This is a genomic window from Bacillus sp. EB106-02-03-XG38 (genome assembly GCF_058792175.1).
Genome location: NZ_JBYTED010000001.1, coordinates 881,224 through 898,662, shown reverse-complemented (window position 1 = coordinate 898,662; position 17,439 = coordinate 881,224). Strand labels below are relative to the sequence as shown.

Annotated in this window: 19 protein-coding genes and 1 pseudogene; 15 read left to right on the top strand and 5 right to left on the bottom strand. The window is 33.0% G+C overall.

Going from position 1 to position 17,439, the window contains the following annotated elements; translation table 11 throughout:
- Positions 1–23 precede the first annotated feature (23 nt).
- Complete coding sequence (locus AC3WTI_RS04575) at positions 24–659, top strand: Pr6Pr family membrane protein (RefSeq protein WP_097841102.1); 636 nt, start codon at positions 24–26, stop codon at positions 657–659.
- Between the two features lie 24 nt (positions 660–683).
- Here AC3WTI_RS04575 and AC3WTI_RS04570 read toward each other — a convergent pair whose 3' ends face one another.
- Positions 684–1,016 carry a YqzG/YhdC family protein gene (locus AC3WTI_RS04570; protein ID WP_087956155.1) on the bottom strand — a complete coding sequence of 111 codons (333 nt, stop codon included), beginning with the start codon at positions 1,014–1,016 and terminating at the stop codon, positions 684–686.
- Between the two features lie 144 nt (positions 1,017–1,160).
- Between AC3WTI_RS04570 and sleB the strand changes: the two genes are divergently transcribed.
- From sleB to AC3WTI_RS04525, 9 genes are all read left to right on the top strand, one after another.
- Positions 1,161–1,922 (top strand): spore cortex-lytic enzyme, encoded by a 762-nt coding sequence (sleB, locus tag AC3WTI_RS04565; protein ID WP_087956156.1) that lies wholly within the window; start codon positions 1,161–1,163, stop codon positions 1,920–1,922.
- Positions 1,923–1,937: 15 nt separating this feature from the next.
- Positions 1,938–3,278: a germination protein YpeB gene (ypeB, locus tag AC3WTI_RS04560; RefSeq protein WP_087956157.1), complete on the top strand. Its 1,341-nt coding sequence runs from the start codon at positions 1,938–1,940 to the stop codon at positions 3,276–3,278.
- A gap of 26 nt (positions 3,279–3,304) precedes the next feature.
- Complete coding sequence (locus tag AC3WTI_RS04555; RefSeq protein ID WP_087956158.1) at positions 3,305–3,901, top strand: YhcN/YlaJ family sporulation lipoprotein; 597 nt, start codon at positions 3,305–3,307, stop codon at positions 3,899–3,901.
- A gap of 111 nt (positions 3,902–4,012) precedes the next feature.
- The gene (locus AC3WTI_RS04550) at positions 4,013–4,369 is read left to right on the top strand and encodes a hypothetical protein (RefSeq protein ID WP_097841100.1); all 357 of its coding nucleotides are present in this window, start codon (positions 4,013–4,015) and stop codon (positions 4,367–4,369) included.
- Positions 4,370–4,395: 26 nt separating this feature from the next.
- Complete coding sequence (locus tag AC3WTI_RS04545; protein WP_087956160.1) at positions 4,396–4,893, top strand: GNAT family N-acetyltransferase; 498 nt, start codon at positions 4,396–4,398, stop codon at positions 4,891–4,893.
- A 198-nt stretch (positions 4,894–5,091) separates the two neighbouring features.
- On the top strand, positions 5,092–5,550 hold the full coding sequence (locus AC3WTI_RS04540; protein WP_087956161.1) for a GNAT family N-acetyltransferase: 459 nt from the start codon (positions 5,092–5,094) through the stop codon (positions 5,548–5,550).
- Between the two features lie 161 nt (positions 5,551–5,711).
- The gene (locus tag AC3WTI_RS04535) at positions 5,712–6,248 is read left to right on the top strand and encodes a DUF1697 domain-containing protein (RefSeq protein ID WP_097841099.1); all 537 of its coding nucleotides are present in this window, start codon (positions 5,712–5,714) and stop codon (positions 6,246–6,248) included.
- An 89-nt stretch (positions 6,249–6,337) separates the two neighbouring features.
- Complete coding sequence (locus tag AC3WTI_RS04530; RefSeq protein WP_097841098.1) at positions 6,338–6,787, top strand: hypothetical protein; 450 nt, start codon at positions 6,338–6,340, stop codon at positions 6,785–6,787.
- A 71-nt stretch (positions 6,788–6,858) separates the two neighbouring features.
- Entirely contained in the window at positions 6,859–7,440 is a 582-nt protein-coding gene (locus tag AC3WTI_RS04525) for an SMI1/KNR4 family protein (RefSeq protein ID WP_087956164.1), read from the top strand.
- Positions 7,441–7,638: 198 nt separating this feature from the next.
- On the opposite strand, the gene AC3WTI_RS04520 is transcribed toward AC3WTI_RS04525, so the two are convergent.
- Positions 7,639–8,040 carry a hypothetical protein gene (locus tag AC3WTI_RS04520; protein WP_087956165.1) on the bottom strand — a complete coding sequence of 134 codons (402 nt, stop codon included), beginning with the start codon at positions 8,038–8,040 and terminating at the stop codon, positions 7,639–7,641.
- 208 nt (positions 8,041–8,248) lie between these two features.
- Here AC3WTI_RS04520 and AC3WTI_RS04515 point away from each other — a divergent pair, with 208 nt between their 5' ends.
- Together AC3WTI_RS04515 and AC3WTI_RS04510 are read left to right on the top strand one after the other, a co-directional pair.
- Entirely contained in the window at positions 8,249–9,418 is a 1,170-nt protein-coding gene (locus AC3WTI_RS04515; RefSeq protein ID WP_087956166.1) for a ParM/StbA family protein, read from the top strand.
- A gap of 11 nt (positions 9,419–9,429) precedes the next feature.
- Positions 9,430–9,765: a hypothetical protein gene (locus AC3WTI_RS04510; RefSeq protein ID WP_087956167.1), complete on the top strand. Its 336-nt coding sequence runs from the start codon at positions 9,430–9,432 to the stop codon at positions 9,763–9,765.
- Between the two features lie 115 nt (positions 9,766–9,880).
- Here AC3WTI_RS04510 and mleBCA read toward each other — a convergent pair whose 3' ends face one another.
- Positions 9,881–10,735, bottom strand: coding sequence for a BCA family alpha/beta fold macrolide esterase (gene mleBCA / locus AC3WTI_RS04505; RefSeq protein ID WP_087956168.1), 855 nt, complete (start codon positions 10,733–10,735; stop codon positions 9,881–9,883).
- A 195-nt stretch (positions 10,736–10,930) separates the two neighbouring features.
- On the opposite strand from mleBCA, the gene AC3WTI_RS04500 reads away from it, so the two are divergent.
- Complete coding sequence (locus tag AC3WTI_RS04500; protein ID WP_087956169.1) at positions 10,931–11,857, top strand: NADP-dependent oxidoreductase; 927 nt, start codon at positions 10,931–10,933, stop codon at positions 11,855–11,857.
- Positions 11,858–11,952: 95 nt separating this feature from the next.
- Here AC3WTI_RS04500 and pdxR read toward each other — a convergent pair whose 3' ends face one another.
- Entirely contained in the window at positions 11,953–13,386 is a 1,434-nt protein-coding gene (gene pdxR / locus AC3WTI_RS04495; protein ID WP_097841097.1) for a MocR-like pyridoxine biosynthesis transcription factor PdxR, read from the bottom strand.
- Between the two features lie 146 nt (positions 13,387–13,532).
- Here pdxR and AC3WTI_RS04490 point away from each other — a divergent pair, with 146 nt between their 5' ends.
- Positions 13,533–14,450 (top strand): DMT family transporter, encoded by a 918-nt coding sequence (locus AC3WTI_RS04490; RefSeq protein ID WP_087956171.1) that lies wholly within the window; start codon positions 13,533–13,535, stop codon positions 14,448–14,450.
- Positions 14,451–14,585: 135 nt separating this feature from the next.
- Positions 14,586–15,623, top strand: a pseudogene (locus tag AC3WTI_RS04485) (DnaA N-terminal domain-containing protein).
- A 17-nt stretch (positions 15,624–15,640) separates the two neighbouring features.
- Here AC3WTI_RS04485 and secY read toward each other — a convergent pair.
- Positions 15,641–16,945, bottom strand: a complete 1,305-nt coding sequence (gene secY / locus AC3WTI_RS04480; RefSeq protein WP_087956173.1) for a preprotein translocase subunit SecY — start codon at positions 16,943–16,945, stop codon at positions 15,641–15,643.
- Positions 16,946–17,439 lie beyond the last annotated feature (494 nt).

Here is a 17,439-nt window from a genome sequence, read left to right as displayed (position 1 = left end):
TATATAAGAAGAGGAGAGAATGTATGAAAGGTGTAAAAACATTATCTTTATTTAGACTATGTTTAAGTCTTTTAGCATGTAGCGCCATTACTACGCAATTTCTAATAAGAGCACAAATGAAACCATTCAATCCAGTTAATTTTTTTAGTTTCTTCACTATTGAAAGTAATATCTTAGTAGCGGTTATTCTCCTTCTTAGTAGTATAGGAACAGCTACATTTGGTCGATCAGAGCAGTTTGGTATACTCCGTGGTGCGGCAACGGTATATATACTTACGACAGGACTCATTTATTTTTTGCTATTAAGAGGATTAGAAGAATCACTTCAAACTGCAATACCATGGGTAAATACGGTGCTACATTATATCATGCCAATAGCCATGCTTTTAGATTGGATTTTAAATCCACCTAGTAAGAAAATCACTTGGAAACAAGCTTCAAGTTGGCTCTTATTCCCGTTTTTTTACGTTGTGTATAGCTTAATACGTGGTCCACTCGTGAATTGGTATCCATATCCGTTTTTAGATCCGAGAATAGGAGGATATGATAGAGTATTTTTATACAGTATAGGGATAGCAGTTGTAATTGGTGCTATTTGTATATTGGTAAGATTTTTAGGGAATCGAAATTTTAGAAATGAAAGAAACCCCACTGTTTAAAATATAAATAGTGGGGTTTTTATTTTATCTACTCGTCTTTTGAAACGACATCTTTATAAATTTCTCCGTCTTCGTTTCAAATTCTACATCAACAAAAACGCCATATTCTTTTCCATCTTCACGTAGCCACAATTTAAATTTTTCAACTGTTATTTGAACGGTTTTTGGTTTTCTACCTATATGAAGGTAATCAATAATCTCCGCTTTTGGGTATTGTTCTTTCGTCTTTTCTACAGCAAGTTTCCCCCATTTGGCATAGGGCGGCTGGGCATGAGCAATTGATGGGCTGGTATATATATTTGAACTTGTTGTTATGAAAAGAATGACAAGTGCGACACGCATTAACAATTTCTTCATGATTAACTCCTTTTATCTTTTTTTATATTGTTTACATATTTTTTTGACGATATGAGTTTGGATTTTTTTGTCTTCTTTACATAAAAGCGAGGCTTTTACAAAACATAACCAAGAAATCATTTACATAATTAAGGAGGGAAAATTATGCGTCAAAAAGCTATTTTTAAAATAGCAGTTTTACTTGCGTTCATAGGACTATCTTTGATGGTCAGTAGTATACAACTGAAAAATGTAGAAGCCTTTTCTAACCAAGTAATTCAAAGAGGGGCATCTGGCGAAGATGTTATTGAACTGCAATCTCGTTTGAAATATAACGGATTTTATACGGGAAAAGTGGATGGTGTTTTCGGATGGGGTACATACTGGGCACTTCGAAATTTTCAAGAGAAATTCGGATTACCTGTTGATGGTTTAGCTGGAACTAAAACGAAACAAATGCTAGTAAAAGCAACGAAGTATGACAAGTCAACTGCTAATAAAGGAAATAGTGGCGGTACTGCACAAGAAAATAAACCACCTCAAAATAAAGGGACAAATGTTCCAAATGGTTATTCTCAAAATGACATTCAGCTGATGGCAAACGCAGTATATGGAGAATCTCGTGGTGAGCCATACTTAGGACAAGTTGCAGTAGCTGCGGTTATTATTAACCGAGTTACAAGTGCATCATTTCCAAATACAGTTTCAGGAGTAATATTTGAACCGAGAGCCTTTACGGCGGTTGCGGACGGACAAATATATTTAACACCAAATGAAACAGCAAAAAAAGCTGTATTAGATGCACTAAATGGATGGGATCCAACAGGAAATGCATTGTATTATTTCAATCCAGATACCGCGACAAGTAAATGGATTTGGACTCGTCCACAAATTAAAAAGATCGGAAAACATATTTTCTGTAAATAGATCGGAGGTGGAACTATGTTACGAGGTATTATAATCGTATTATTAACAGTCGGTGTAGTTGGAACAGGTTACTGGGGTTATAAAGAGCATCAAGAGAAAAATGCAGTTTTAATTCGAGCGGAAAATAGCTATCAACGTGCGTTTCATGATTTAGCATACGAGGTTGATTTGTTGCACGACAAAATCGGGACAACGCTTGCAATGAATTCACGTGCATCTTTATCACCTGCATTAGCAGACGTATGGAGAATAACATCTGAAGCTCGTTCGGATGTAGGGCAACTTCCTTTAACGTTAATGCCTTTTAATAAAACGGAAGAATTTTTAGCAAATATCGGTGATTTTAGTTATCGTGCGGCTATTCGTGATTTAGAAAAAGAGCCGTTAAATGATCAAGAATACAAAACGTTAGAAACTTTATATTCAAATGCAGGAAATATTCAAGATGAGTTACGAAAGGTACAACATCTAGTTTTGAAAAATAATTTACGCTGGATGGATGTTGAGATGGCACTCGCATCAAATCGTGATCCTGCAGACAATACGATTATTGATGGATTAAAGACCGTAGAGAAAAATGTAACGTCGTATTCATCTACTAACTTCGGGCCAACCTTTACAAGTGCACAAAAAAATAAAAAAGGTGGATTTGAAGCAGAAGGAAAAGCAATTTCTAAAGATGAAGCAGCGAAAATTGCAAAATCATTTTTAAATTTAAAAGGAAATGAAAAAGTAGATGTTGAGAAAAGCGGAAAAGGCGCCAAAGAATCTTTCTATAGTGTGAAAATTAAAGATTCAGCAACGAATAATGAGTTTTATATGGATATTACCGGAAAAGGTGGCTATCCAATTTGGGTCATGAATAATCGAGAAATTAAAGAACAAAAAATTAGTTTAAACGATGCAGGAAGTAAAGGTTTGAAATTCTTAAAGGACCATAAGTTTAATAATATGGAGCTTTATGAGAGCTCACAATATGATAACGTTGGTGTATTTACGTATGTAGTAAATGAGAATGGCGTACGAATTTATCCAGAAGCAATCCAAATGAAAATTGCTTTAGATGACGGTTCTATCGTTGGATTCTCCGCAAAAGAGTATTTAGCATCACATCAAAAACGAACAGTGCCATCAGCAAAGCTAACTGCAGCAGAAGCAAGAAAGAAAATCAATCCAGATGTTAAAGTTATGGAAGAACGTAAAGCTGTCGTAGTAAATGATTTGCATAACGAAGTACTTTGCTATGAATTTATAGGTACTTTAGGGAAAGATACGTACCAAATTTTCATTAATGCAAATAGCGGTGCTGAGGAAAAAGTGAAGAAAATGCAAGCTGTTGAAAAAATTTATGATTAAACTTTAATAGTAAAGTGGTGAGAACAATGAAGAGCCTTATATATATGTTGATGCTTTGCTTGTTTATAGCTGGATGTAGTATTGGAAAAAAGGATAACCCAAACGAAAAACCAGAGCAAAAAAATGTTTCGATGAAAAATGTTAACTATACAAACAAACCAAATAAACCAAATGAAAAAGCAGCGGACCATTTAGCATCTTTAGCCGCAAGTGTGCCAGGTGTGAATGATGCAACTGCTGTAGTTGTTGGGAAATATGCTATTGTAGGTATTGATGTAAAAGCAAAACTCGATCGAACTCGCGTGGAGTCCATTAAATACTCTGTTGCTGAAAGTCTAAAAAACGATCCTGATGGTGCTAATGCAGTCGTTGTAGCAGATGTTGATACGTATGAACGACTGAAACAAATTGGAAAGCAAATTAAAAAAGGAAAAACAGGCGAAGGTATACTTGATGAGTTAGCAGCAATTGTTGGCCGAGTAATGCCACAAGTTCCAAATGACATGATTGAGAATCGAGAAACGAATCCAATTAAAGATAATGATAAGCAATTACCGAAAGATGAAGAACAAGAACTAAGAAAAGAACAGGATGACCAATCAAATAATCATTTAAATAAATAAATTAACTTTAACCCTGTACTGAATTGTGCAGGGTTTTCTAATATAATATTAAATATTCAGTTTATTTTTAAGGGAATATATGGTTTAATTAGTATGGGAGGGACAACTGTTATGATGAAAAAAAGCGCATTAATAGTATGTAGTTTATGCTTAGGTTTCAGTATGACAGCGTGTGAACAGAAGAAAGAAGTGAAAAAACAAACAGCGACTTCTTCTACTGTGATGGAAAGGGAGAAGAAAGAACCTATTAATATAAATCATTTCTCGAATATAAATGAAGGAATGACTTATACAGAAGTGAAAGATGTAATTGGTTTTGATGGTAGTTTACTTATAGAAGAAGGTGTAGAAGATTCTACACAAATTAAGCAAATTTTTGCTTGGAAAGGAAGCGATCCGACTGCATTAGTTGAAATTACCTTTTTAGATGGAAAAGTGCATTCAAAAGCGCAACAAGGTTTAAGTTAATATGTTGAAAAATGGGAGAGTTTAGCATGAACATACATACAGGGGAAATTCAATTAGTTCCGTATAAGGAGAAATATAAAGAAGTTATACAAACATTTACTTTACCAAGTGAACAAGTTCGATTCACATCTGATCCAGGTGAATTATTGGAGAAAGCAAAAAGTGATCAAACAAAAAATGTGATTGTTATTTTAGATTACAACGGGGTACCTGTTGGGCTTTTTGCATTGCAAACAGGAGATAGAGTACAGGAGTTCACAGATAATGAAAACGCTTTACTTTTAACTTCATTTTCTATAAATCACAATAGACAAAGAAAAGGATATGCTAAAAAGTCATTAGCACTACTACAAGAGTTTGTACAACGATATTTTCCGATAAAAAATGAAGTTGTACTTGCTGTAAATGAAAAAAATATTCCTGCACAAAATTTATACGAAAAAGTCGGCTTCCAAGATAAAGGTTTTAGAAGAATGGGACCAATTGGTCAACAAATCATAATGCATTTACCTATTATAAAATAATGAGAAGAAAAACTTACTCCTCGCGTAACAAAGTAGTAAGTTTTTTTATTTAGAACGATAAGAGAATAAATATTAAAAGGCTATATTTTAGAGTAAAGAAATTATAGCTAGATACATAAAAAATTAAAGATACTTAAAAAGCATTAATTTTAGTTAGTTGTACAATTATTAAAAAATATTTTTAGGGGGCTTAGCTTTATGGAAATAATTCAATTACTAAAAAAGGATGATTTATTTAATAAGGCAATAGATGTTTTTTGGAAAGAATGGGGTGAGGAAGGTGGGCGTGCTTTTTATGAAGATTGTATGACTAATGCTTTAACTGATCCAAATGACATACCGAGTTTTTACATAGCAAAAGTAAACGATAAGATTATCGGAACGTATGCATTAATTCGCAATGATTTAAATAGTCGTCAAGATTTGAGCCCATGGCTAGCATGTTTGTTTGTAGATGAAAAATTTAGGGGCAACTCTATAGGTGCAAAATTGTTGAATCATGGACTGCTAGAAGCTGCAAAGAGAGGGTACCAATTTCTTTATCTTACTTCAGATCTTAAAGACTATTATGAAAAATATGGATGGGAAAAGATTGGAGTTGCTTATGGGCCTAGTGGAGGGTATATACCTTTGTTTAAAAAGGAGACGGCTCTATAACAAAAGCAATTTTCATGCAAAAAACAGTTGTTTCCATTGAATAAAATTTAACCCTTTTAAGAACGTTACTTCAATAAAATGTAGCAAGGTTCTTATAGTTTATATAAAAATTAAATAACTTTACATCAATTGGGAAACACATTTATACGAGGAGAAATGATATGACAATTTATATCGCATTACTAAGAGGAATCAATGTAGGTGGGCATAAGATAATCAAAATGGCTGATTTAAAGCAAATGTTTGAATCACTAGAGTTAAAACAAGTAAAAACATATATTCAAAGCGGTAATATCGTGTTCAAATCTGAGGAAAATATAAAATTCCTAAAGGAACGAATACAATCGGAAATTAAAAACGTTTTTAGTTTTGATGTTCCGGTCATGTTAAGAACAAATGATGAATTTTTAAACATTATAAAAGGATGTCCCTATGATGCTGATTCATTGGTGGAAGGAGAAAGTATACATGTTGCTTTCTTAGCAAATGAACTTTCTGAAAAAGAAAAAGATCAGCTGCTTATGCAAAAAAATGAGACTGAAGATTGTTATATAGATGAAAATGTAGTGTATTTGTTTTTCAAAAATAGCATTCGAAATTCTAAATTAATAAATCAATTTCAGAGGTTACATATACCAGCTACAGTTAGGAATTGGCGGACTGTGAGTAAATTAAAAAAGATAGTTGAAGGAATATAAATATAAAAAGGTGAGATTCACTTAGAGCAGATAAATGTTTAAGAGACTATTGTTATAGTATAAAACAAACGAATTAAGGGGTAGATAAAATGGGGAAATATGTGAAAGACCAAAAGGTAGTTGCATTTACCCTAGAAGGGTTAGCGCCATGTACAGTTGTAAGAGTAGGTTGGATTTTCATTATGGTGCAAGTAGAAGAAACGAAACATTTATATTCTGTTACAAAAAGTAAATTAACACCTATAGAGGAAGAGGAACACTACCTTTTAGAAGAGAGTATTGATGAAGAAGGGGTATTCGATATAGGTAGATTGTTTGCTAAAATAGAAGCAGAAGACATGGACTTTGCAAAGAAATCATTTGAAGAAAATGAAGACTTCAAGAAATACGAAGATTTTCACAATCCATCAGAAGGGAAACTGTATGGTGGAGAGTACTATACTACAATCAAAACAGGTAAAGAGTTACTAGAGCAATACTTTAATCGAGAAGAGCTAGAGCGTAATGGTACTAATTCAATTAGATGTGAGAACAGTTAGAGGTCAAATTTTATTTATGTTAGATATATAGAATAAAAAAAATTATATTTGACTATTGGGAGGACAAAATAATGGATTTGGTAAATAAATTTTTAAACGGTTTGAAAGCAGCATTATCAACGGATGATCTCGAAGCACTAAATAAAGCATACGGTGCTATAAAAGAGGATATTGATATATTAAGGTCAAAATATCCAAATTGTCCAGAATCATTAATCTCTTTACTTGAAAATATCGATGGTACATATTGGCGGAAATATGGAGAAAACGAAGTCACAGTATGTATTTTAGGTTCAGATGTTGAAGAGTATCCATATTATTTGCTTTCTACACAGGAGATGATCGAAAGTTCAAAAGAAGGAGAAGACGTCTCCTATCTTTTAGAATACCAAGATGACGAGGATGCTGTTGACTCTAAGATAAAACCAGAAGGACTTCTCCCTGGCACGTATATTCACTTTTCAGATTGTATGAACAACGGTGGAACATCAAAGCTGTATATTGATTTTAATCCTTCTGACGAAGGGGTATGTGGTCAAATCATTCGTTTTTTACACGACCCTGATGAATATGAAGTGATTGCAAACAGCTTTGATGAGTATTTACAGGATCTTATTGATGGCGATTTTAATTTTCTAGAAGAACCTCAATAATTTTTGAAGAATTACACTTCAACTAATGGGAGCTTTATTAAAAAAATTTAGTATTTATATTTGTCTACAAGCTCATTTAAAAGGTTAGAAATTAAACAACTTTAAAGAGCCTTACTACAATATAATTTGTAGCAAGGCTCTTATATTTTTAAATCAAAATTAAATAACATTATTATCACTTTACAAAATCTCACCTTTTTATTTATATTGTTTTGCAACTATAAGTTCGACAATAGGATAAATAAAGAATGAAGAGCAAAGAGAAATAAAAAGTGGAAGATTCTTTATTTCATCGAGTAATAAGAATGCAAATCCTTCTGATGCTATTAATATAAAAAACATAAGGCCTATTAGTAAAAAATAAGCAATTTTAAAGCTTTTATATGTAATTTGTTGTCCCATTTCATCTTGGCTTTCTTCCGATACACCGTGGGGATCTCCCCACGTAATATGATTGATGAGGTAGCTAATTATAATTGCACTTGCGAAAATTGTTCCACCTAAAATCGCACCTTCAGTGATGTATTTATAGGCTCCATGTATAAGTATTCCAAGTAATGATAAAACGATTGTTAGCAAAATGAAATTTTTACGATTCATATTAGAAATAGCACCTCCATAGATGTAAAAAACTATTTACATCTATAGTATAAATTTGGAAAAGTTACATGTCAAATACTTTTTACATAAAGAGTAAGAATATGATATTTTATTTTTGCGATTTATAAAAAATTACATTACATTTGAATGTAAAAGAATGGGCTCGCATATATTTGGAAGGGATGTCAGATTAATTTAGGGGGTAGTTATGTCTATTCTATTAAAAGCTGGTGCTGATGCAGGAAATAACGGTTTGAAGTTAATGGTGAAAGGGCAAGATCCTATTTTTATTCCGAGTATTTATGCTTTATATATAGGAGAGCCTACTGGATTGTTAGATGAGGGAGATGTTTCATTATCTGAGTTAGAAAATCACATTGACGTGACCATTAGTTCTCCATCGTTAATGTTAAATAATGTGCGGTATATCGTTGGAGAAAAGGTCATTCAAGATCAATTAAAAGGTACTGAAGTTGAGAAGAAATCAAATAAGTCAACTGATGAGTTAATGGTTATTACAATTCTATCTGGTTTAGCGGTAAGTGCTATGCGTCAAAGTCCAACTTCTAGTCATATTAATATTCGATATGATTTATCTGTTGCTCTTCCTATGCAGCTTATTACACAAGAAATAGCTGCAGAAAATGCAAAACGTTATATGGGTAATCATAAGGTTGTGTTCCATTATCCTAACGGACGTGATGTGACAATTAATATTTCAATCGAATATTGTAAATGTCTACCTGAGGGCGCTTCTGGGACGTGGGGCATTGTATATGATGAAGAAGGAAATGTTGTGAAACATAAAATAGAATGTGAACAAAATCAAGTATCAGAAATTGATTTTGTTGATAAAACCCTATTATCTTTTGATATTGGTGCAGGGACGACTGAAGAAGTAGTTTCATTAGGTGTAAACTTTAGACCACAACTAAGTAAGGGCTTATCATATGGCGTGAAAGAAACGTTGCTACAAATTATTACAAGATGGAACCGGAAGTATCCAACAAAGACGATTGATAGCATTACAGAGTTTAACCAAATTTATTTACATGAAAAGCACCCAAGAAACGCGTTATTAGTTGAGGAATCACAACCAGCATTATTAGGATTAGCAGCGCGTGTCGCAACGGATATCATAAATAAAATTGATGATATGAAGGACGATCCATACGTATTTATTTATGGTGGGGGCGCAGTAATTATTAAAAATAGTTTAAAAATGATTTTAAAACAAAAAGGACGACTAACAAATGTAATCTTTGTAGATAATCCTTTATTTACAAATGCACGTGGATTATTAGTCTACACTTGTTCACCAAAATATAGAGAGCATAAGCAAAAAGAGTTAGGATTTACAAACTTGACGATAAGTTAGTTGGTGGAAGTATGCGATCTAGGCGATATAAACGTGGTGATCGAGTGAAAATCAATATTCATAAGTCAGTATCACCTGAAATGCTTGCATGGCTAAATAAACAATCAAACCCAACTAATTTCTTTTTCTTTGCAGCGCAGCAACTCTTTAAACAAGTAGGAGATATTGATGTGTCAAAAGCTATACCTAGTAGCCATGTTTTCTCATTATACGTGGAACCATCATCCTTATTAAAAGTCGAAGTAAATCCTTTTAAAAACGTACCACTAGAAGCTAATAAATCCACCGAAAATATAAAAAAAAAATCATGGGAAGCTGTTGATCAATTAGATTGTCCATTTTTTTAAACATAGAAAAATATAAGTATTGCCCATCACTATACATACGGATACAGTGATGGGCTTTTTTACATGTAACGAATAGAAGGGGCACACCATAATTTGTACCCCTTCTATTCGTTATTTATATTTTAGCTGTATGTTCAGTGACAGCATGGATTATGTCTTCCCAGTCATCTGGATGAATTTCATGTCCAGCGCCTTCAAGGGTTAATAGAACAGAGTTAGGAATTTCATCAATTAGTGCGAGACCATGTTCGAAAGGAAGTGCAGTATCGTCAGTTCCATGAATAACTAATGTTGGTGCCTGTATGGAGTGAAGCACATTTTCATATGCATCATCTCCTTGAAGTAAAGCGTGATTAAACATGCTTAATAAATTGTTAGCTCGTTCTATTTCTTGCGTTACTTGATTATAGACTCTTTTTTCAGCAAATGTTCGTTTGGATCCGCATAATAGCCTAGATCCGGAAACTAAATATTCTGCTACAACTTTATCATTTGTCCAATCTAAATGCGTGCCATTTACGTGATGTGTTAAAATTCTTTCATCCATCGGAGGTAAATCACGCGTGTTATCGTCAGAGCCTATTACACTTGTAGCTAGTAATGTTAACGATAAAATTCTTTCGGGATGTTTTACAGCAGCAATTTGAGCGATCATACCGCCTAAAGACATACCAAATAGATGCGCTTGATCAATTTGATAAGCATCTAGTACACCAATTGCATCTTCAGCCATATTTGTAACTGTATAATTGGAAGTACCCGGCTCGTATGCAACAGATCGCCCTACATCACGGTTATCAAAACGAATAACAAATTTCCCTGTGTTAGCCAACTGTTCACAAAATTCTTCATCCCAATACACCATGGAACACGTAGCCCCCATAATTAATAAAACAGCTGGGTTTTTAGGGTTCCCAAAGCTTTCTGTACATATATCAATCCCGTTTATTTTAAATATCTTTTCAGTCATAAAGTTTTCCCCATTTCTTTTGAATGTAATTAAAAATACCGTTTAAAATAATTCTAAGATGTGTGTATGATTCATTTTGGAATTCAAAATGGTTCTTGCGTAATTACCTCCAAAAATAAGTTTATGATAATTCAAGGCAAAAAATTTTGAAAAATATTTGTATGTTATTAAAATAAACAGCAAGGAGGAGAGGAAATGAAAGCAATTGTTATAGATCAATATGGTAGTGTTGAAGAATTAAAAGAAAGACAAGTTTTAAAACCGGTTGTTAAAGATAATGAGGTATTAATACGTATTCTCGCAACATCTGTTAATCCTGTTGATTGGAAAATTAGAAAGGGAGACTTACAAGAGCAGTTAAGATTTTCATTTCCAATCATTTTAGGGTTAGATGCAGCTGGAGTTATTGAAGAAGTTGGGGAAGAAGTAGAGTGTTTCAATATAGGAGATAAGGTGTTTACGAAACCTGAAAATATAGGAAAGGGCTCTTATGCTGAATTCATTACAGTAAAATCAGATTTAGTATCCTATATGCCTACTAATCTAAGTTTCGAAGAGGCAGCTTCTATTCCTCTTGCAGGACTTACAGCGTGGCAAAGTCTTGTAGATTATGCAGAAATAAAAGAACATGACCGAGTACTCATTCATGCGGGTGCTGGTGGAGTTGGAAGTTTGGCAATCCAAATTGCAAAAACATTTGGAGCTTTTGTTGCGACAACTACGAGTAGTAAGAATGAAGAGTTTGTAAAGTCTTTAGGAGCAGATCTCGTTATTAATTATAAAAAAGCTAAATTTGAAGAACTACTATCAGATTTTGATATTGTATTAGATACAATTGGTGGGGAAGTACAAGAAAAAAGTTTTCAAATTATAAAGCCTGGTGGTGTTTTAGTATCGATTGTCCATGAACCAATACAAAAAGTAAATGGGATAAAATCAGGATTTTTATGGCTAAAACCAAATGGAAAGCAACTAGAAGAATTATCTGATTTAATTGCACGTGGAAAAATAAAACCAATCATAAGTAAAGTTGTACCGTTTAATGAGGCAGGGGTTAGAGAAGCTCATATTTTAAGTGAAGGTCAGCATGTGAGAGGTAAGATTGTAATGAAAATGGAATAAAAATAATAAAGTATCTTTCGAAAATTCATTATACCCCAAAACAAAAATATTTTGGGGTAGTTACTTTTTAACTTAAAGATATTGTGCATATGCTTCTATAGCTTATAGTTTCGTATTGTATCATGTAATTTTTCTAAACCAATCAACATATCTTTTTCATTTAACATAGAATAGCTAATCCTTAATTGATTATTATTAATATCGTTATTTAATAAACAAGCTGTTCCTGGTAAAAAAGAGACATCCACTTCATTTGCTTTTTGTAATAAGGTAAAGGGGTCTATCGAATCAGGGAGTGTAATCCATAAATTAAATCCACCATTTGGTATTTCAAAGCTTATTTCTTTAAGTGGTGATAATATATCAATCGTTATATCACGTCTAATTTGTAAAGCTGTACGTAATTTTTCTAAATGATTTTTCATACGTTCTGCACGTAAAAAAGGTAAAAGTGCTTTTTGTGTTAATAAAGGGCTACCGATATCCATTGAACCTTTTACAGCATATAACCATTCGAAAATAGGTCCATCAGCAATAAGTGATGCGATACGCAGTCCTGGTGCTAACGTTTTACTAAATCCTTTTATATATATTACGTGACCGTTTGTATCAAAATTTTTAATCGGAGTGGGAACAGTCGCACCCTCAAAATATATTTCTCCGAAAGAATCATCTTCAATTATAAAAAATTCATATAGCTCTGCTAGTTCTATCAGTTCCATTCGCCGTTCTTTACTCATTACTGTACCTGTTGGGTTCTGGAAAGTTGGATTCGTATACAATAAAACAGGATTTTTACTTTGACAAATATCATCGATTAAGTCGGAGCGAATTCCATGATTATCAAGAGAAATAGGTATAATTTGAGCACCTTTATTGATGAAAATATCAAGAGCAGCACTATAACAAGGACTTTCCACTAGTACAATATCACCAGGCTTTAATAATGTTTGAGCAATTAAATCAATTCCTTGTTGTGCGCCGCTTGTAATTAATAATTGAGATGGGTCTGTTACTAATTGCTGATGTTCATGTAAGTAACTTGCTATTTCAACTCGCAGTTCATAGTCACCTTGAATTGGCCCATAAGTTGCTAGGATCATCTGGTCTTTATTAAGTATTTTATGCATTTCGTCTGCCAAGAATGGATTTGGTAATAAGCGAGGATATAAAATCGCTTGTGAAAAATCATAATATTTCCGGTGCTGATTTATTGCATATTGAGATCGCATAACATTAATCGTTTTCGTTTGTTGCCATTTATACGGAATTGGTTTGAAATCTTTTTTTACATGTTTATGTATATAAGCACCTTTTCCTTGCTCAATACGTATATATGACTTTTTTTCTAGCTGCTTATATGCTTTACGAACAGTTAATAGGCTAATTTGTAAATCTTCGGCCATAGAGCGTAAAGATGGAAGGGAGTCACCATGCGAAAGCATACCACTTTGTACTCTTTCAACAATTTGCATATATATTTGCTGATAATAAGGTATGTTAGATTCTTTACGAAGGACAATCTTCATGGTTTCACCTTTTTCGTTTTTATTTAATTAAAGCGAAAAATTTAAAGAGAATCAACTACGATTTTAGGCAACTGTTATATACATAGTTACACTGTTATACACCACACCTTCTATACTCATGTTAAGAGTAAAAAGGAGGAAGGAAAATGGTCATTATTAATTATATTTTAGTATGTATTATTTTCGGAACAACATTTTTAACGATAAAAATAGGAATTGAAGCAGGGGCGCCTCCATTATTTTCAGCAGGAATTCGTTTCTTTTTAGCAGGTGTAATTCTGATGATTATATTTAAGTTAAAGCGAAAAGAAATAATGCCACATCTATTTTCAAAACGTATTATGTATGCTGGTTTTTGTTTAACGTTTATGACATTCGCTACATTATACTGGGCGGAACAATATATTTCCTCAGGGTTAGCTGCTGTACTATCTGCTACGGGGCCGATGATGATTTTGTTATTACAGGCAAAGAGAAATAAAACGAAATTACAAAAAGAGCAATTGCTAGCTTTAATTATTGCACTCATAGGTGTTGTTTTTGTTTCTTTACCAGGAATGCATCAAGAAGTAAGTTTCATATGGAGTATCGCTTGTTTTGTTTTAATCATTGGAGAGTTATTTTACGGAATAGGTTCTATTCACTCAAAAGAAATACTTTCGGATTTACAAAGTGTATCACCATTTCTCATTAATGGCATTCAAATGTTTTATGGAGGCGTTTTACTACTAATCGTGTCTGTCATAGTAGAACAACCGAATGTAACTGTATTAGCTTCATGGAGTGTACAATGGCCTATTTTATATCTTATCTTTATCGGATCAATTGGTGGGCACGGATTATATTATTGGCTCTTATCAAAAACAAATCCTGTATTTCCGTCAACGTGGTTATACGTATCGCCGCTAATTGCTATTATTGTAGGGTATATTATATTAGGGGAACCTTTAAACCCTACAATGGGGATAGGTGCTTGTTTCATTTTGGTTGGTGTATTTTTAGCTAATCGATCCACACTCCGGTCTTATTTCAAACAAGGGAGATTATTTGAGAAGCAAATGTAGTTGTATAAAGAAGCAGCCCTATATAAAATAGGGCTGCTTTAATTTTATTAAAGATACGGATTGACTTTATTTATTGGAAAGTCATAATATTATTAAGCTATATGAAAGAGAACTGTAAATAGAGGGGGAGTTATTATGAAAATAAATTGGACTGAAGTAAAGGAAAAAATTCGACCGCTAATTTCAAAACCATCATATGAAACTTGATTTACGAATACTACTGTTTATTTAGAAGATGATATATTAACAATTTATTGTCCAAATGAATTTGCACGTGACTGGTTAGAATCTCATTACAAAGAATTAGTATTTAATACATTAAGAGAAATGTTTAATACGACGTTTGAAATTCAGTTTGATCTATGTAATGGCGAACCACCTAAGTTGAAAGATGTTCGAAAAGAAAGGCTTAATAGCTGGGATGAAGTAAAGAAAGCATTAAGGCCTAAAGTAGCAGAGAAAACATTTATGACGTGGATTAGAAATACAAATGCTACGATAGAAGATAATAAATTAATAATCTTTTGTGAAGATGCGTTTCATCGTGACTTGCTTGAAGGTGAGTATAAAAATATAATTTCAAGTACCGTACAGAATCTTACAAATGAAGAATATCAAATTTGGTTCGAAATAAAACCAAACACTACTCCTACATTGCAGATTCATCATGCACAAAATAATCAGCACACTCCCATACAAGAGGAATACAGCACAATTTGGAATGAAATAAAAGATAAAATGCAAGTAATAATTTCAAGACCTTCATATGAGACGTGGATCAAAGAAACGACAGCCAGAATAAATGAGAATTCATTGGTCATTTATTTTGAAAACGAATTCCAACAAGGATGGGTTGAAAACTCTTATAAAGATTTAATTTCGGAAATATCTAAAGAGTTAACTGGAAATACATATAAGCTTCAATTTGAATTGAAATCAAATACAGATGCAACCGATAATGGTGGAAAATCAAAAATTACTATTGATAATATAATTTCTGAAATAGGGGAGCAATTCAAAGGTTCTACTAGTAATTTAAAGAATAATGATGTAGACGATAGTGACAAACGTATTCAAGCATTAGAAGAAAAAATAACAGACATGGAGAGGGTAATTGATACATTAGTAGAAAAATTGAAGGTAGTAGAATTAAAAACACAGTTGGAAAAATAACCAACTGTGTTTTTTACTTAATTTACTTTTTTTATAAACCCTTTATAATGACGTTTCACAAGCTGACTTTCTAACGTCTTCATTGTTTCAAGTGCTACACCGACGATAATAAGTAAGCTTGTACCACCAATTTGTGCAGAAGGTGGCAACGTAGCAATTTTCGTAAATACAAGCGGTAAAATTGAAATGGCACCTAAGAATATTGCGCCGATAAATGTTAATCGATATAAAATTTTCGTTACATATTGTTCTGTTGATTTACCAGGGCGAATACCAGGTACATATCCATTTTGCTTTTTCAAATTCTCAGCCATTTGTTCAGGATTTACTTGAATAAATGCATAGAAATATGTGAAAGCAACGATAAGACCGACATAAAGTGTCATTCCAATTGGATGTGCAAAATCAAGATTTGCAACTATCCATTTTGAGACGCTTGAATCAGGGAAGAGCTGCGCAATTGTACGCGGCGTCATTAAAAATGCAGAAGCAAAGATTACTGGAATTACACCAGCACTATTTACTTTAAGAGGTAAATGAGTGTTTTTTGCTCCTTGATATTGGTTGTTTCCTGAAACAGCTTTTGCATATTGAATCGGTATTTTACGCACAGCTTGTTGTATGTAAATAACACCAACAACTATCGCTAAAATAACGAGACCAATTAAAACCATCTTTATGATGTGCATGAATAATTGATCGCCTGCATTTTGGAATTGTTGCAGATAAACTTGGTTCGCAACATTTGGAATTGCTGCTACAAGTCCTGCGAAGATAATCATCGAAATACCATTACCTACTCCATTAGCGGTAATTTGTTCACCTAACCAAAGTAAAAATGCAGTACCTGCAGTTAAAACTGTCGCAATAAATAAGTATGTAGTCCAGCTTTGATCTGTTATTAATTGTCCACCTGCTATATTATTAAAACCATAAGACATCCCAATGGCTTGTATGAATGCGAGAATGATTGTAAAGTATCGAGTGAATTGAGCTGATTTCTTACGGCCCATCTCTCCTTGCTTTGCCCATTCCGAAAATTTAGGTATAACGTCCATTTGTAGTAATTGTACTATGATGGAAGCTGTAATATAAGGTGTAATACCTACAGCAAAGATTGAGAAGTGTTGCAGTGCTCCTCCGCCAAATACGTTTAGCATCCCTAAAACGTTAGCTTGATCTTGTACTTTTAATACCTCTGCGTTAGTATGAGGAACTGGAATAAACGTGCCAATTCGAAAAACGATTAGCATCGCTAATGTAAAAAGAATTTTGTTTCTTATCTCAGCTACTCTCATGAAATTTGAAATCGTACGAAACATTATGTCGCCTCCTATATTTTTATCAGTTCACAACTGATTATTATATCCCGATGAAGTAACCACAAACCTCCTTCCGCATTAAATTCATTTGACAAATGGATTTACATACATTTTGTAGTTTTCATGGATATAAAATATAAGGTGTTAAATAAGCGACCTATAAACTTTTCGTAATCATTCAATACACATAATATATCGAATAAATTAACAAATGTACATACATATGCATGAAAAATGCTTTTAATTATTGTATTCTAGTAATTCTATTATTTACTAATCAAATAGTAACGGAGAATTACAATGTATAAGACAACGGACTTTTAAAAGTTATTGTGCAAAGAAATCACCAAGTAAACAATTAATGAGACGAGCATATACTAATAAATGACACAATGCATTTATGATTTATAATCGTATGTAAAGAGCGCCTTAGGGAGCTCTTTTTTTTATTGAAATTAACCACTTATATGTGTTGTTCTTTATTTATATCATCG

Coding starts and splice junctions, on each gene's coding strand:
- AC3WTI_RS04575 (WP_097841102.1), top strand. CDS start 24: ATGAAAGGTGTAAAAACATTATCTTTATTTAGACTATGTTTAAGTCTT.
- AC3WTI_RS04570 (WP_087956155.1), bottom strand. CDS start 1,016: ATGAAGAAATTGTTAATGCGTGTCGCACTTGTCATTCTTTTCATAACA.
- sleB (WP_087956156.1), top strand. CDS start 1,161: ATGCGTCAAAAAGCTATTTTTAAAATAGCAGTTTTACTTGCGTTCATA.
- ypeB (WP_087956157.1), top strand. CDS start 1,938: ATGTTACGAGGTATTATAATCGTATTATTAACAGTCGGTGTAGTTGGA.
- AC3WTI_RS04555 (WP_087956158.1), top strand. CDS start 3,305: ATGAAGAGCCTTATATATATGTTGATGCTTTGCTTGTTTATAGCTGGA.
- AC3WTI_RS04550 (WP_097841100.1), top strand. CDS start 4,013: ATGATGAAAAAAAGCGCATTAATAGTATGTAGTTTATGCTTAGGTTTC.
- AC3WTI_RS04545 (WP_087956160.1), top strand. CDS start 4,396: ATGAACATACATACAGGGGAAATTCAATTAGTTCCGTATAAGGAGAAA.
- AC3WTI_RS04540 (WP_087956161.1), top strand. CDS start 5,092: ATGGAAATAATTCAATTACTAAAAAAGGATGATTTATTTAATAAGGCA.
- AC3WTI_RS04535 (WP_097841099.1), top strand. CDS start 5,712: ATGACAATTTATATCGCATTACTAAGAGGAATCAATGTAGGTGGGCAT.
- AC3WTI_RS04530 (WP_097841098.1), top strand. CDS start 6,338: ATGGGGAAATATGTGAAAGACCAAAAGGTAGTTGCATTTACCCTAGAA.
- AC3WTI_RS04525 (WP_087956164.1), top strand. CDS start 6,859: ATGGATTTGGTAAATAAATTTTTAAACGGTTTGAAAGCAGCATTATCA.
- AC3WTI_RS04520 (WP_087956165.1), bottom strand. CDS start 8,040: ATGAATCGTAAAAATTTCATTTTGCTAACAATCGTTTTATCATTACTT.
- AC3WTI_RS04515 (WP_087956166.1), top strand. CDS start 8,249: ATGTCTATTCTATTAAAAGCTGGTGCTGATGCAGGAAATAACGGTTTG.
- AC3WTI_RS04510 (WP_087956167.1), top strand. CDS start 9,430: ATGCGATCTAGGCGATATAAACGTGGTGATCGAGTGAAAATCAATATT.
- mleBCA (WP_087956168.1), bottom strand. CDS start 10,735: ATGACTGAAAAGATATTTAAAATAAACGGGATTGATATATGTACAGAA.
- AC3WTI_RS04500 (WP_087956169.1), top strand. CDS start 10,931: ATGAAAGCAATTGTTATAGATCAATATGGTAGTGTTGAAGAATTAAAA.
- pdxR (WP_097841097.1), bottom strand. CDS start 13,386: ATGAAGATTGTCCTTCGTAAAGAATCTAACATACCTTATTATCAGCAA.
- AC3WTI_RS04490 (WP_087956171.1), top strand. CDS start 13,533: ATGGTCATTATTAATTATATTTTAGTATGTATTATTTTCGGAACAACA.
- secY (WP_087956173.1), bottom strand. CDS start 16,945: ATGTTTCGTACGATTTCAAATTTCATGAGAGTAGCTGAGATAAGAAAC.